Annotated in this window: 13 protein-coding genes; 8 read left to right on the top strand and 5 right to left on the bottom strand. The window is 62.3% G+C overall.

What is annotated here, in order from left to right; genetic code table 11:
* From KYT97_RS10845 to KYT97_RS10860, 4 genes are all read left to right on the top strand, one after another.
* Complete coding sequence (locus KYT97_RS10845; RefSeq protein ID WP_033235558.1) at nt 1–702, top strand: GntR family transcriptional regulator; 702 nt, start codon at nt 1–3, stop codon at nt 700–702.
* A gap of 103 nt (nt 703–805) precedes the next feature.
* Nucleotides 806–1,795, top strand: a complete 990-nt coding sequence (locus KYT97_RS10850; RefSeq protein ID WP_045063958.1) for an LLM class flavin-dependent oxidoreductase — start codon at nt 806–808, stop codon at nt 1,793–1,795.
* A 10-nt stretch (nt 1,796–1,805) separates the two neighbouring features.
* Nucleotides 1,806–2,978, top strand: coding sequence for an MFS transporter (locus tag KYT97_RS10855; protein ID WP_219112229.1), 1,173 nt, complete (start codon nt 1,806–1,808; stop codon nt 2,976–2,978).
* Nucleotides 2,975–3,508, top strand: coding sequence for a carboxymuconolactone decarboxylase family protein (locus tag KYT97_RS10860; protein WP_033235561.1), 534 nt, complete (start codon nt 2,975–2,977; stop codon nt 3,506–3,508). The genes KYT97_RS10855 and KYT97_RS10860 overlap by 4 nt, the downstream gene beginning before the upstream one ends.
* Before the next feature lie 7 nt (nt 3,509–3,515).
* On the opposite strand, the gene KYT97_RS10865 is transcribed toward KYT97_RS10860, so the two are convergent.
* Nucleotides 3,516–4,091 (bottom strand): TetR family transcriptional regulator, encoded by a 576-nt coding sequence (locus KYT97_RS10865; RefSeq protein ID WP_116101775.1) that lies wholly within the window; start codon nt 4,089–4,091, stop codon nt 3,516–3,518.
* A gap of 68 nt (nt 4,092–4,159) precedes the next feature.
* On the opposite strand from KYT97_RS10865, the gene KYT97_RS10870 reads away from it, so the two are divergent.
* Nucleotides 4,160–5,758, top strand: coding sequence for an MFS transporter (locus tag KYT97_RS10870; protein WP_092802254.1), 1,599 nt, complete (start codon nt 4,160–4,162; stop codon nt 5,756–5,758).
* Nucleotides 5,759–5,810: 52 nt separating this feature from the next.
* On the opposite strand, the gene KYT97_RS10875 is transcribed toward KYT97_RS10870, so the two are convergent.
* The gene (locus KYT97_RS10875; RefSeq protein ID WP_172936339.1) at nt 5,811–6,662 is read right to left on the bottom strand and encodes an SDR family oxidoreductase; all 852 of its coding nucleotides are present in this window, start codon (nt 6,660–6,662) and stop codon (nt 5,811–5,813) included.
* Nucleotides 6,663–6,780: 118 nt separating this feature from the next.
* On the opposite strand from KYT97_RS10875, the gene KYT97_RS10880 reads away from it, so the two are divergent.
* The gene (locus KYT97_RS10880; RefSeq protein ID WP_033235565.1) at nt 6,781–7,194 is read left to right on the top strand and encodes a winged helix-turn-helix transcriptional regulator; all 414 of its coding nucleotides are present in this window, start codon (nt 6,781–6,783) and stop codon (nt 7,192–7,194) included.
* 41 nt (nt 7,195–7,235) lie between these two features.
* On the opposite strand, the gene KYT97_RS10885 is transcribed toward KYT97_RS10880, so the two are convergent.
* From KYT97_RS10885 to KYT97_RS10895, 3 genes are all read right to left on the bottom strand, one after another.
* Complete coding sequence (locus KYT97_RS10885) at nt 7,236–8,228, bottom strand: iron-siderophore ABC transporter substrate-binding protein (RefSeq protein ID WP_095886771.1); 993 nt, start codon at nt 8,226–8,228, stop codon at nt 7,236–7,238.
* A gap of 137 nt (nt 8,229–8,365) precedes the next feature.
* Nucleotides 8,366–9,769 carry a dihydrolipoyl dehydrogenase gene (gene lpdA, locus KYT97_RS10890; RefSeq protein WP_033235567.1) on the bottom strand — a complete coding sequence of 468 codons (1,404 nt, stop codon included), beginning with the start codon at nt 9,767–9,769 and terminating at the stop codon, nt 8,366–8,368.
* 49 nt (nt 9,770–9,818) lie between these two features.
* Entirely contained in the window at nt 9,819–10,805 is a 987-nt protein-coding gene (locus KYT97_RS10895; protein ID WP_033235568.1) for a dipeptidase, read from the bottom strand.
* A gap of 223 nt (nt 10,806–11,028) precedes the next feature.
* Between KYT97_RS10895 and KYT97_RS10900 the strand changes: the two genes are divergently transcribed.
* Nucleotides 11,029–12,075, top strand: a complete 1,047-nt coding sequence (locus tag KYT97_RS10900; protein ID WP_092802266.1) for an alpha/beta hydrolase — start codon at nt 11,029–11,031, stop codon at nt 12,073–12,075.
* A 176-nt stretch (nt 12,076–12,251) separates the two neighbouring features.
* Entirely contained in the window at nt 12,252–13,298 is a 1,047-nt protein-coding gene (locus KYT97_RS10905) for an alpha/beta hydrolase (protein ID WP_033235570.1), read from the top strand.
* Nucleotides 13,299–13,313 lie beyond the last annotated feature (15 nt).

The raw sequence follows: 13,313 nt of genomic DNA on the forward strand, positions 1-13,313 counted from the left end.
ATGTCCGCCGTCGAACATTCGACCGGATCGCTGCGGGATCAGGTGTATCAGTCGATCCGGGCCGATCTGATGGCCGGGAAGATCACGCCGACGGAACGACTGAGCGAGGAGCGACTCGCGCAGATCTACGGAGTATCGAGAACTCCGGTGCGAGAAGCTCTGGCCCGCTTGCAATCCGACGGTTTGGTTCAACGCGGCGAGCATGGGCTGTATCCGTATCGGCCACGCCTGGAAGATCTCAACGGATTGTACGAGCTACGAATATTGCTCGAACTGCAGGGAATTCGCCGAGTCATCGACACGGAGTACGCCCGGCACGACGCAGATATTCTGGGCGCTGAACTCGAAAAGTGGTATGCGTTGCGCACCCATTCACTCGAACCGGACTCCAGCTTTGTCACCCTCGACGAGGAGTTCCACACGGCACTACTTGTATCGGCCGGAAACCCCGCACTGACGGAGGCCTTGGCAACCGTCAATGCCAAAATCCGGCCGGTACGGATGTTCGACTACCTGACACCGGCCGGGATCGAAGCGACGATCGACGAGCACATCGCGATAGCTGAACTTGTTCTCGACAACAAGTTGCCACAAGCATTCGAGTCGTTGCGGGCGCACATCGACGACGGCAGGCTCGTGGTTGTCGAGCACGCTCGGCAGGCATTGTCGTTGGCAGCACTGGCGAGTGCGGTTCGATACTGAAGGGCGCGTTTCGATTTTTCGGGTGGTGAGGAAATAGGAATGCACTCGCGGCGGTTGCACCTCACAACAACTGTTTTCTGCCGCCTCGAAAGGTGCCCACTTCATGTCGGTTCCACTCTCCATCCTCGATCTTGCGCACATCGGCCAGAACGAGACCGCCAAAGACAGCTTCGACGCCAGTGTCACGCTGGCGCAGCGAGCCGAGGAGTGGGGCTACCAGCGAATCTGGTACGCCGAGCACCACAACATGGGCTCCATCGCGTCGTCCGCGACCAGTGTCCTGATCGGCCACGTTGCAGCTCACACCACCAAGATCCGACTTGGCGCTGGTGGCATCATGCTCCCCAACCACGCACCGCTCACCATTGCCGAACAGTTCGGCACACTCGAGACACTGCACCCCGGACGCATAGATCTTGGCCTCGGACGCGCACCCGGCAGTGATCAGAAGACGATGCAGGCCCTGCGCCGCGACCCCAGTTCGTCCGACAGCTTCCCGCAGGATGTCCTCGAACTTCAGGGATATCTTGGCGACACCTCGCGCATTCCGGGCATCAGCGCGGTGCCAGGCAAGGGCACCCATGTCCCCCTCTACATCCTCGGTTCGTCACTGTTCGGCGCAAAACTTGCCGCGATGCTCGGCCTTCCCTACGCGTTTGCGTCACACTTCGCGCCTAACGCTCTTCGCGACGCCGTGACCATCTACCGCCGGGAGTTCAAGCCGTCGGAACAGTTGGCGGAGCCGTACGTGATCGCGGGCGTCAATGTCATCGCCGCCGATACCACCGAGCAGGCTCAGCAAGAGTTCCTCGAATCCAAGCGCAACCGCGTCAGCTTGCTCCTCGGCCGTGGCCGCACGTTCACCGACGACGAGGCCGACATGTTGCTCGACTCCCCCGCCGGTCAACAGGTTCTGCAAATGGCCAGGTACAGCGCCGTCGGCACACCCGCAGAAGTCCGCACGTACCTGGACGAATTCACCGAGCACGCGCAGGCCGACGAGTTGATCACCGTCTCCACCGGCACCAACCGCGCCGCGTGGCTGCGCACGTTCGAACTACTCGCCGACGTCAGCAACCTGGTGCCCGCCTAAGCTGCGGGGCATGGGCGATCCATCCCGTCGCGGGTTCATCTCGGTACTTGCCGTACTTCTGTCGACGGGGTGGGCCGCCAACCACTTTGCCTCCCTCATCCCGGTACTGCGGGAACACGAGGGACTCTCGCACGCCGTTCTCGACGGCGTGTTCGGCATCTACGCGCTGGGTCTGCTGCCCGGACTGTTGACCGGTGGTGTGCTGTCCGATCGTGTCGGACGAGCAGCCGTTGTCCTGCCAGGAGCTCTGGTGGCGTCGCTGGGCACGGTATTTCTCTTGCTGTGGCACAACACTTCCGGCCTCCTGGTTGGCCGTCTTGTGGTCGGCGTCGGCGCCGGTCTGGCAATCGGCGCCGGCACAGCCTGGGCCGCTGATCTGCGCGGCAAAGCCGGAACCGTGATGGCCGGCGTTGTCCTCACTTCCGGTTTTGCCTTGGGCCCCTTGTTCTCCGGCCTGATGGCCCAGTTCGCGGCCTTTCCTTTGGCCACGCCCTTTGTCGTCTCGGCACTGCTGTCCGTCTGTTCCGTTGCCGCCGCGGCGATGTGGAGTCGAACACCGACCTCACCTTCGGCCGTGCTCCCGTTGCCGGCCGACGGGGAACGATCCGTCCGCTCGGCCTTGATCTGGGCGCTACCGCTCGCGCCCTGGGTGTTTGCCAGTGCGACAGTCTCATTCGTGACGATGTCCGCGCGACTAGGCGATCGATACTCCGGACCACTACTCCCCGGAATAGCCGCAGCACTCACACTCGGCGCGGGCATCATCGTTCAAACCATTGCCCGTCATCGCGATTGGGGCAGGCAGGCCGGAAGCGCCGGTGCCGGATCAGCCGCGCTCGGATACTGCCTCGTCGCAGCCGGCGGAGCCCACCCGCCGCTTGCCCTGTTTGTCGTGTGCGCCCTCACGCTCGGAACCGCATACGGCCTGTGCTTGCGTAGCGGTCTCCTCGATCTCGAAACCCTTGCGCCACCGGCAGCCCGCGGAACATTGACGGGCATCTTCTACGTCGGCACGTACCTCGGCTTCGGACTGCCGGTCTTGCTGGTTGTCCTCGAACCGAGCCTGGGACCGTCGATACCGATGCTCGTTCTCGCGGCACTTGCCGCGCTGGTTGCCGCAATCCGATTCCGGGCAGTGTTAGCGTCGTATCAACCCACGACACTCGAGGAGTACGCGTCATGACCGCACGCATCCGGCCAGGCCGATTCAAAGAACTTGGCCCGATCAACTGGGGAATCTGGCGTGTCCTCTCGAAAGCCGCGGGCGCACCGGACGCACACCTGTTCAGCACGTTAGGTCGGACCGGCGGCCTGTTCCGAGGTTGGCTGCACTACTCCGGGTCACTGATGCCCGGCGGCAGGATCTCACGCCACGACACCGAACTGATCATCCTGCGCGTCGCACACCTGAGGCAGTGCGACTACGAAATGGATCACCACATCAGGCTCGGCCGAAAGGCTGGAATCGACGCCCAGGAGCTTGCCCGAATTATCGAGGGCCCCAACGCTTCCGGGTTGAGTTCTCGTCACCACGCGATCTTGACCGCGGTCGACGAGTTGGTCACCACCAAAGACGTCACCGACGTGACCTGGAACATGTTGTCCCAGCACCTCGACGACCGTCGGCTCATCGAATTCACGTTGCTGGTCACCCAATACGACGGCTTGGCTACCACTATCGCGACGTTGCGCGTCCAACGCGATTTTTCGTAGCCGGCCATCAGGGTTTGCAAATACGAATTGTCGCTTCCCGCACCACTTCACGGCGGCGCGCGAGTTCCTGCGCGTCCACGGATTGATTGTCGATGATGCCGGGTGCGACCACCCAAGCAAAGACGAGGCCGAAGATCAAGGTGATGAGGTCTTCCGGATTCCAGTGCGCTGCGATGCCGCCGTCGTCCTGAGCCTTGCGGATCGCAGCCATCCGCGGGAGCCAACTGGAGTGCTCTTCGGCTTGCTTACGCATCCGCGGGCCTTCACCTTGCAGTTGGCCCCAGATCATCATGCGCTGGATGTGCGGCTTTCGGGTCATGGCATCGAACAATTCGACAGCATGCTGCGGCATGTCCCCGCCCACCCACTCCACGCATTCCATGGCTTCGACAAAATCCGCGTCGAGCACGGCGTGAAAGAGCGCCACCTTGTCACCGAAGTACGCGTAAAGCCGTTCCTTGCTGGCGTTGCCGTTCTTCGCGATGCGATCGATCCGTGCGCCGGCGAGTCCGTAGGTGCCGAATTCTTCTAGCGCTGCGTCAAGGATTCGCTGCTTCGTTGCGGTCACATCTGTGGGAGCCATAGTGATTATCGTAACCGAACGAACTATTTCGTTTGACTCTCGAAGAAGCGCTCACTTACCTTGTAACGATGACCACCACTGACGTCGAAAGCGGCGCAACGCCGCCGTCTCCGGCGATCTCCGAAAACCCGAATCATCAACGACGTTGGCTGGTGCTCTGCATCGTCGCGTTTGCACAACTCATGGTGGTGCTCGACGGCACCATCGTCTCCATCGCCCTGCCCGCCGCGCAGGCAGAACTCGGAATCAGCGACCTCGATCGCGCCTGGGTTGTCACCTCGTACGCGCTGGCATTCGGCGCACTGCTTCTGCTCGGTGGCCGCATCGCCGACTACTGGGGACGTAAGCGTTCCTTCATCGTCGGCATGGCCGGCTTTGCCGTGGCGTCAGGCATCGGCGGGATCGCCCAGACCGGTATCGAACTCTTCATCGCCCGCGCCGGGCAGGGTGTCTTCGCGGCACTGCTCGCGCCCGCCGCGCTCTCGATGCTCACCACCACCTTCATCGGAGAAAAGGAGCGCGCCAAGGCTTTTGCCGTCTACGGCGCGATTTCCGGTGGTGGCGCAGCGATCGGCCTGCTGCTCGGCGGCGTCCTGACTCAGTACGTCGACTGGCGCTGGTGCCTGCTCGTGAACATTCCGATCGCGCTCATCGCGATTGCTGCTGCCGTCCCGATCGTCAAGGAAACCAAGGCACACGGCGACACGAGCTACGACCTTCCCGGCGCCGTCCTCATCGCACTCGGACTCGGATCCCTGGTCTACGGATTCACGCGCGCCGAGCACGGGTGGGGTCAGACCGATACCCTCCTGTTCATCGCTTTGGGCTTGGTCTTCCTGGCACTGTTCGTGGTCGTCGAGAGTCGTAGCAAGAATCCGCTTCTGCCACTGAGCGTTCCGTGGCACCGCGACCGCGGCGCCGCACTGATCGGGTCCATGCTCGTCGGCGCAGCGCTTCTCGGCGGCACGTTGTACCTGACGTTCTACCTGCAGATCGTGCTCGGATTCAGCCCCGTCATGGCCGGCGTCGGCTCGCTGCCGATGGCCTTCTTCATCGTGCTTGCATCCACCGCCGCCGCCCAGCTGTCCACCAAGATCGGCCCCAAGCCGCTCATGGTTGCCGGCCCCCTGGTTGCCGCAGTCGGACTACTCATGCTCACTCAGATCGAGGTCCACAGCTCCTACTGGACCCACGTGTTCCCGGGTCTTGCCATCTTCGGCTTCGGTTTGGGCCTGCTGATGGTGCCCATGCAGAACCTTGCACTGATCGGTGTTCCCGACCACGACGCCGGCGCAGCCAGCGCCCTCGTCAACGCAACGCTGCAGATCGGCGGCGCACTGGGAACCGCACTCTTCACCACGATCTACGCGTCGGCCAAGTCTGCATTCACCACCGACAACGCGGCGCCGATCCCCCCGGAAGGCATTCCAGTCGACATGTCGAACGCGACCGTTCCGACCGGCGACGAATTGGCTCTGCTCCCCCAGCCGGTGCAGGACTTCATCGCCTCGATGACCGACTACGTCTTCGGCGCCGAGGTCTCCGGATACACCGCCGCATTCGGTTGGGCGGCAATCCTGTTGGCGATCATCGCACCCGTCGTTGTGGTGCTCGTCCGCGCCAAGAAGGGCGACCTCCCCGCTGAGGGCGCTGTCCATATGGGGTAAACCCCTGTGCGCCTTTCTGGTAGTTCCCGCTACCAGAAAGGCGCACCGGCGGTTACGCCTTCTTCAGAACCTCAGCCACCGGCGTGCTGGCGCGGCCGATCAACTTCTGCAGATCACCGGACTCGGTGTCCAGCGCTCCCTTGGCGATTGCAGCGTCGGAATCCGCGAGAATCTCTGCGACAGGGGCGGGCAGTCCGACGCTCTCGAGAATGCCCTTGTATGCCTCCTCCGGCACAAACTGATACACGACAGGCTTGCCGGCAAATTCGCTGACCTTCTCCGCGAACTGGGCATACGTCAGACGCTCGTCACCACCCAATTCGTAGACTGCGCCTTCGTGGCCGTCCGTGGTGACGACAACTGCGGCAGCGTCGGCGTAGTCGGCCCGCGATGCAGCGGCGATCTTTCCGTCAGCGCCCGCTCCGGCCACCGCGCCGCGCTCGATAACGCCGGCCAGGTCATTGAGGAAGTTCTCCCAGTACCAACCGTTGCGCAGGAGCGCAAAGGCAATGCCGCTGGCAGCCAGAACATCTTCGGTTGCCTTGTGCTCGGCTGCGAGCTTCATCGGCGTATCCTGAGCGTCCAAAATGCTTGTGTACGCGATGAATCCAACGCCCGCAGCTTTCGCTGCGTTGATGACGTTTGTGTGCTGCGCAAGCCGCTGGCCCACCTCACTGCCCGAGATCAGCACCACTTTGTCGACGCCGGCAAAGGCCGCTTCCAATGCGGCGGCGTCGGTGTAGTCGGCCTTGCGAACCACCACGCCGCGGGCTGCGAGATCCGCCGCCTTCTCCGGATTACGAACCACGGCGACGATGTCCGACGCGGGTGTTCCCCGCGTGATCAGTGCCTCGACAACAAGTTGTCCGAGGTTTCCCGTTGCTCCGGTGACTGCGATGCTCATGCGAACTCCCGTTTTAGGTTGAAGCGTAAATGTGCTCTGCAACCATCATGCACTAATTATTCGTAAGTGCAACCCGGAAAGTTAGCGCTATCGGTATGTTTAGTAGTAACCTGGGGACATGACCAGCACCGATACCCCTGCCTGTGCTGCCGAAACAGATCAGGATCCCACCCTCGAGGCCGATGTGTTCGCTCGCGGATGCAATTCTCGGGCAGCGCTCCAGAACGCAACCGGCCGCTGGGGCGCACTTGCATTGGCAGCACTCCACGAAGGCCCCTACCGGTTCAGCGCACTACGTCGACGCGTCGACGGCGTCAGCGAGCGCATGCTCTCGCAGACCCTGCAGACACTGGAGCGGGATGGTCTCGTGCACCGTGAAGTGCTCGAAACCATCCCGCCCAAAGTGGAATACAGCCTGACCGAACTCGGCGCAGACGTGGCCGGCAAGATCACCGCCCTGATCGAATTGCTCGAATCCCGCGTGCCGACAATCATTGCGTCACAAGAGTCTTACGACGCCCGCAATCAGTGACGCCCGCAATCAGGGAGGCCCGCAATCGGTAAGCCTGAGAGTCAGTCGAGCGCCCCCGAAAGCTGAGCGATGAACTCGTCGAACGCATACGGGACGCTCAAGACCGTCGGCGCTGACGTTGCCATCGCGTAGTCCATTCCGACGAGGCGAACGATCCGGCCGTTCGACACCGAGGTCATGTTGGCAAACGGACCGAAGGCCATCAGCTTGTCGAGATTGGTGCCGTCGGCGTCAACCAGAATGAAGACGTCCGCGTCGAGGGTTTCGATGGACTCCATCCCCACGGACACCGAACTGTCGCCGGACGTGCACACCGCGTCGACCCCGGGCGAGGTCTTCAGCCCGAGTTGACCCAGCAGTCGGATGCGAGGATCGGTGTTGCAGAACACGATCAGGCCCTCGTCGGTGCGCATCGCGTATGTTGCCGTCTTGCCCTCGAATTGCGGATGCTCGGCGGCTTGCCGCTCGAAATACGCCCCGGTGTCGTCGATCAACTCCTGTGCGCGTGCGGGCTGCCCGAGCGCTGCACCGATCATGCTCATCTGCTTGTCCCAGGCGGTGTCCCAGGGCTGATCGGGAAATGCGACGGTGGGCGCGATGTCACTGAGTCGCTGATATTTCTCCGCGGTGATCCCCGAATACACGGCAAGGATCAGGTCGGGGTCGAGGGCAAGGATCTGCTCGAACGGTACATCCGGATTGGTGGTCATCAGAACCGGCGTCGCGCCGTTCAACAGTGAAGCGTCCCAAGGCAATATGTTGTTCTCGACACCGTCGCCCGAGAAGCTCTCCATCGCGACGGGCACCTTGTTCAGGGCAAGCACTGAATCTTGGCTGCTCCATCCGATGGTCACGATCCGCATGGGTTCGGCATCGATCGTGGTCGAACCGTAGGCGTGGTCGACTGTCACCGGAAAGGCGCCGGCTTCGGCGGATGCCGTCGAAGCCGCGGTCGACTCGGTACCGGCCGAGTTTCCACACGCGGTGAGACCGAGAGCCAGAGCGGCCGCGAGCAGTACACAACGAGTTTTCATGAATCGGGACGCTAGTGCGCCGTCAGCTCAGACCTGGACTCGAAGTCGCGATCTGGCGTGTTGGCAATACAAAAAGGCCCGTGCGCCTTTCTGGTTGCGTGAGCTACCAGAAAGACGCACGGGGCCGCAGGCCCTACCTAGAAGTTGATCATGTGGCCGGCGAGGCCGTGGATCGCTTCCTGCAGCGCCTCACTGAGCGTGGGGTGCGTGTGGACGTTGCGTGCCAACTCGTTGACCGTGAGGTCCCACTTCTGGGCCAAGGTCAGCTCGGGCAGCAGTTCCGAGACGTCCGGGCCGATGAGGTGTCCACCGAGCAGTTCGCCGTGTGTGGTGTCGGCGATCAGCTTGACGAAACCGGTCGGGTCACCGAGACCGTGGGCCTTGCCGTTGGCAGCGAACGGGAAGTTCGCGACCTTGATGTCGTAGCCCTCGGCCTTGGCCTGCTCTTCGGTCAACCCGAAGGACGCGACCTGCGGCTGGCAGAACGTCGCACGCGGCATCATCCGGTAGTCGCCGAGCGTCTGCGTGTCTGCGCCGCCGATGGTCTCGGCTGCAACGACGGCCTGCGCCTCCGCGACGTGTGCCAGCTGCAGCTTGGCGGTGACGTCACCGATGGCGAAGATGTTCTCGACGTTGGTGCGCATGTAGTCGTCGATCGCGATGGCGCCGCGGTCGGTGAGGGCGACACCGGTGTTCTCGAGGCCGAAGCCCTCCACGCGCGGTGCGAAGCCGACGGACTGCAGAACCTTGTCCACGACCACGGTTTCGATCTCGCCGGACTTGTTGTCCTTGATCGAAACGCTGACCTTGCTGCCGTCGTCACTGATGGACTGGACAGCGGCGCCGGTCTTGATGGTGACGCCGAGCTTCTTGTACTGCTTCGCGATTTCCTTCGAGACGTCGGCGTCCTCGTTGGGCAGTGCCCGGTCGAGGAACTCCACGATCGTCACGTCGACGCCGTAGTTCTTGAGGACGTAACCGAACTCCATGCCGATGGCGCCGGCGCCGACGATGAGGATCGAGCCCGGCAGGTCGCGGGTGAGGATCTGCTCTTCGTAGGTCACCACGTTCTCGCTCAGCGAGGTGCCCGGCAGCAGCTTGGTGTAGGAACCGGTGGCGATGATCGCGTTGTCGAACGTGATCGTCTCGGTGCCTCCCTTGCTGAGCTCGACGTTGATGGTGTTGGCGTCGGCGAACGTGCCTTTGCCGTCGAATTCGGCGATCTTGTTCTTCTTCATCAAGAAGTGGATGCCCTTGACTCGCCCGTCGGCAACCTTGCGGCTGCGATCGAAGGCGGAGCCGAAATCGAAGGACACGTCTCCGGACATGCCGAACGTCTTCGCTTCTTTTGTGAAGATGTGCGCGAGTTCGGCATTGCGGAGAAGCGCCTTGGACGGGATGCAGCCCACGTTCAGGCACACACCGCCCCAGTACTTCTGCTCGATGATGGCAGTGCTCAGGCCCAGTTGTGCCGCGCGGATAGCAGCGACGTACCCACCGGGGCCGGCTCCGAGGACAACGACGTCATAGTGTGAGGTCACGATGTAACAGGGTAGTCCTGCATCGTTTTCCTGTCCCCGGATGGTCGCCTTACCGGCCAGTAGACCAAACTTCTGCGGCAACTCGGGCGAAATTTCCGCCGTAGATCGCTTCGATCGAGGACTCGTCGAAACCGCGCCGACGCAGAACGACGTCCAAGGTGAGGGTGTCTTCCGGCGGAACCCACTGCAGCGGTCCCCACGCGGTGTACGCCTCGGAGAACGACGCCGCATGATTGTGTATCTCGTCGAGGAAGTCCTCCGCGTCGAACGAATAGTCCGAACCGATCCCGACGTGATCGACACCGACGAGTCCGACGGCTTCCTCGATGTGATCGGCCATCGCCTCGAGCCTGGCTTTGTTGTCGTCGGGGCCGTTGACGCCGAGGAAGATTCCCACGCCGTTGATCCCGATAACTCCGCCGGTGTCGGCACACGCCTTGGCCTGATCGTCGGTGATGTTTCGGGGGTGCTCCCACAATCTGCGGAGATTCGAATGGCTGTAGATCATGGGACGTGTCGTGGCAGCGGCCAGATCCAGACCGGTCCGGGTCGAGCAGTGCGAGCCGTCCACCATCATGCCGACGCGGTTCATCTCGGCCACGAGTTCGCGGCCGTACGCAGTCAAGCCTGTGTCGACGGCGTCGAGGCACCCACAGCCGGCGGCGTTGACGTGGTTGTACGTCGGCAACATCGACCGCACGCCCAGATCGTAGAAGTACGCGATGTTGTCGGGATCGCCGTCCAGTGGGTTGGAATCCTCGAGGTCGAATGCCAGCGCGATTCCGCCGGATCGCTGCACGTCGGCAACATCGAGAATCGTCGAGACCGGTGTGATTTCCGGATACTCGACGCGCGCCTGCCAGGCAAAGCTCTTGACCAGCGCGGTTGAATCCGCACGTGTGTGCGGCGCATAACCGACATTGACCGAAACGTAACTGCCCTCAGGCCGCCGGTACCGCAATAGCTCCGCAATGGAGGCATTGGACTGCAAAGGCAGGCAACAGTGCTGTTCCCAGATCGGATATGTCCGGTTCACCCGTTGAGCATATAGGTAAACAGCGAGGTCAATCCGAAACTGGTCAATCGTTCAGCAAATCTTCGGTTCACTGGCGAATAGCGCGCCGATGCTGTAGAAAGATCAAGACTTGCACGCTCTATATGCGTCGGGATGCAAAAACCCATACGGAGAAGTGTCGACGAAGGATCGTTCCACCCGGGGCGGATCTACAAGGTAATTCAGGTGGAGGGTTCTTAAGCCTATGCGTTCTCGTACATTCAAGCGCGGCCGTGTGGTCGCCGCGATTGCAGCGGTGTCCGTGCTGCCGATGCTTGTCAGTCCGGCCATGGCTTCTGCCGGTGGTGACACCGCTGGAACTCGTACCGCTCCCGCAGCGTATTCGACGGATTCGTACCTCGCGAGCCGCACCGACAACGGCCGCAAGTCCACGATCACCGTGTACTCGCCGTCGATGGGTCGCGACATTCCCCTCGAGGTCATCCTTCCGGCTGACACGAGCGAACCGCGTCCCACGCTCTACCTCCTCAACGGAGCAGGCGGCGGCGAAGACCGCGCGACCTGGCAGCGTCAGACCGATGTCATGGATTTCTTCAATGACAAGAACGTCAACGTCGTCACCCCGATCGAAGGCGCATTCAGCTACTACACCGACTGGGTTAATGAAGACCCGGCTCTCGGTGTTCAGAAGTGGCAGACGTTCCTGACACAGGAACTCCCGCCCGTCATCGACGCAGAGTTCAACACCAACAAGGTGCAGTCGATCTCCGCGATCTCCATGACCGCCACCTCCGTGCTGAACCTCGCGATCGCAGCCCCCGGCCTCTACAAGAGCGTCGGCGCGTTCAGTGGTTGCGCCGAGACCAGCACCCCGGTCGGCCAGAGCTCCATCGAACTGGTTGTCGGCATGCGCGGCGACGCGGATGTCACCAACATGTGGGGCCCGCTCGACGGACAGGGCTGGATCGACAACGACCCTGTTGTCAACGCCGAGAAGCTCCGCGGCACCGAGCTGTACGTCTCCACCGGCTCCGGTCTGCCCGGCCCGCACGACACCCTCGCCAACGAGGCAGTCGACGGCCAGGTCGGCGTGTTGGCCAACCAGATCATCGTCGGCGGCATCATCGAGGCAGCGGTCAACTACTGCACCCACAACCTCGCGTACCGCTTGAACGAACTGCAGATCCCGGCAACGTTCGACTTCAAGCCCACCGGCACCCACTCGTGGGGCTACTGGCAGGACGATCTCCACAACTCGTGGCCGATGATCGCCAACTCCATGGGCGTCTGACACCACCAGCTTCAAGCACTCGACCCCGCTCTCCTCGACTTGGAGAGCGGGGTTGTGTGCTACATGGATGCTGGAACCATCAAACGCTCCCCTGACCATGGCAATTCTGGTTTACTGACCAGTGACATCGACCCCGGACACACGCCGGGGCACACGTAGTGGAGGTTTCAGATCGTATGGGCGCTCGTACATTCACGCGGGGACGTTTGGTCGCTGCAGTAGCGGCACTGTCCGTGATCCCGATGCTGATCAGTCCCGCCATCGCCTCCGCGGGCGGCGACTCATCCGGCACAACGGCACAAGCCACATCGGGTACCTCCGGTTCGTACCTCGCGAGCCGTAGCGACAACGGCCGCAAGTCCACGATCTCCGTGTACTCGGCGTCGATGGGTCGTAACATTCCGCTCGAGGTCATCCTCCCCGCAGACAACAGCGCACCGCGCCCGACGCTCTACCTCCTCAACGGCGCAGGCGGCGGCGAAGACTCTGCGACGTGGCAGCGCAAGACCGACGTCATGAACTTCTTCCAGGACAAGAACCTCAACGTCGTCACCCCGCTCGAAGGCGCATTCAGCTACTACACCGACTGGGTCAACGACGATCCCGAACTCGGTCGTCAGAAGTGGCAGACGTTCCTGACACAGGAACTCCCACCCGTCATCGACGCCGAATTCAATACCAACAAGGTCCAGTCGATCTCCGCGATCTCCATGACCGCCACGTCGGTTCTCAACCTCGCGATCGCAGCCCCCGGTCTGTACAAGAGCGTCGGCGCGTACAGCGGTTGTGCCGAGACCAGCACTCCTGTCGGCCAGGGTGCTATTCAGCTGGTCACCGGCATCCGTGGTGGAGCTGACATCGCGAACATGTGGGGCCCGGTGGGCAGTCAGGGTTGGATCGACAACGACCCGGTTGTCAACGCCGAGAAGCTTCGCGGCACCGAACTCTACGTGTCCACCGGCTCCGGTCTGCCCGGCCCGCACGACACCCTCGCCAACCCTGCGATGAACGGTGAACCCGCCAATCTGGCCAACCAGATCATTGTGGGCGGCCTCATCGAGGCAGCGGTCAACTACTGCACCCACAATCTGGCCTACCGTCTGAATCAGCTGCAGATCCCCGCGCAGTTCGACTTCAAGCCCACCGGTACCCACTCGTGGGGCTACTGGCAGGACGATCTCCACAACTCGTGGCCGATGATCGCGCGTTCGCTGAACGTCTGAGTCCACCCACTTTTC

Source organism: Rhodococcus globerulus (assembly GCF_019334125.1).
Lineage (GTDB): Bacteria > Actinomycetota > Actinomycetes > Mycobacteriales > Mycobacteriaceae > Rhodococcus_F > Rhodococcus_F globerula.

Excerpts from the sequence above, each read along its gene's own strand:
- KYT97_RS10855 (WP_219112229.1), top strand. The coding sequence starts at position 1,806 with ATGGGCGATCCATCCCGTCGCGGGTTCATCTCGGTACTTGCCGTACTT.
- KYT97_RS10850 (WP_045063958.1), top strand. The coding sequence starts at position 806 with ATGTCGGTTCCACTCTCCATCCTCGATCTTGCGCACATCGGCCAGAAC.
- KYT97_RS10875 (WP_172936339.1), bottom strand. The coding sequence starts at position 6,662 with ATGAGCATCGCAGTCACCGGAGCAACGGGAAACCTCGGACAACTTGTT.
- KYT97_RS10900 (WP_092802266.1), top strand. The coding sequence starts at position 11,029 with ATGCGTTCTCGTACATTCAAGCGCGGCCGTGTGGTCGCCGCGATTGCA.
- KYT97_RS10880 (WP_033235565.1), top strand. The coding sequence starts at position 6,781 with ATGACCAGCACCGATACCCCTGCCTGTGCTGCCGAAACAGATCAGGAT.
- KYT97_RS10885 (WP_095886771.1), bottom strand. The coding sequence starts at position 8,228 with ATGAAAACTCGTTGTGTACTGCTCGCGGCCGCTCTGGCTCTCGGTCTC.
- KYT97_RS10865 (WP_116101775.1), bottom strand. The coding sequence starts at position 4,091 with ATGGCTCCCACAGATGTGACCGCAACGAAGCAGCGAATCCTTGACGCA.
- KYT97_RS10905 (WP_033235570.1), top strand. The coding sequence starts at position 12,252 with ATGGGCGCTCGTACATTCACGCGGGGACGTTTGGTCGCTGCAGTAGCG.
- KYT97_RS10860 (WP_033235561.1), top strand. The coding sequence starts at position 2,975 with ATGACCGCACGCATCCGGCCAGGCCGATTCAAAGAACTTGGCCCGATC.
- KYT97_RS10845 (WP_033235558.1), top strand. The coding sequence starts at position 1 with ATGTCCGCCGTCGAACATTCGACCGGATCGCTGCGGGATCAGGTGTAT.
- KYT97_RS10870 (WP_092802254.1), top strand. The coding sequence starts at position 4,160 with ATGACCACCACTGACGTCGAAAGCGGCGCAACGCCGCCGTCTCCGGCG.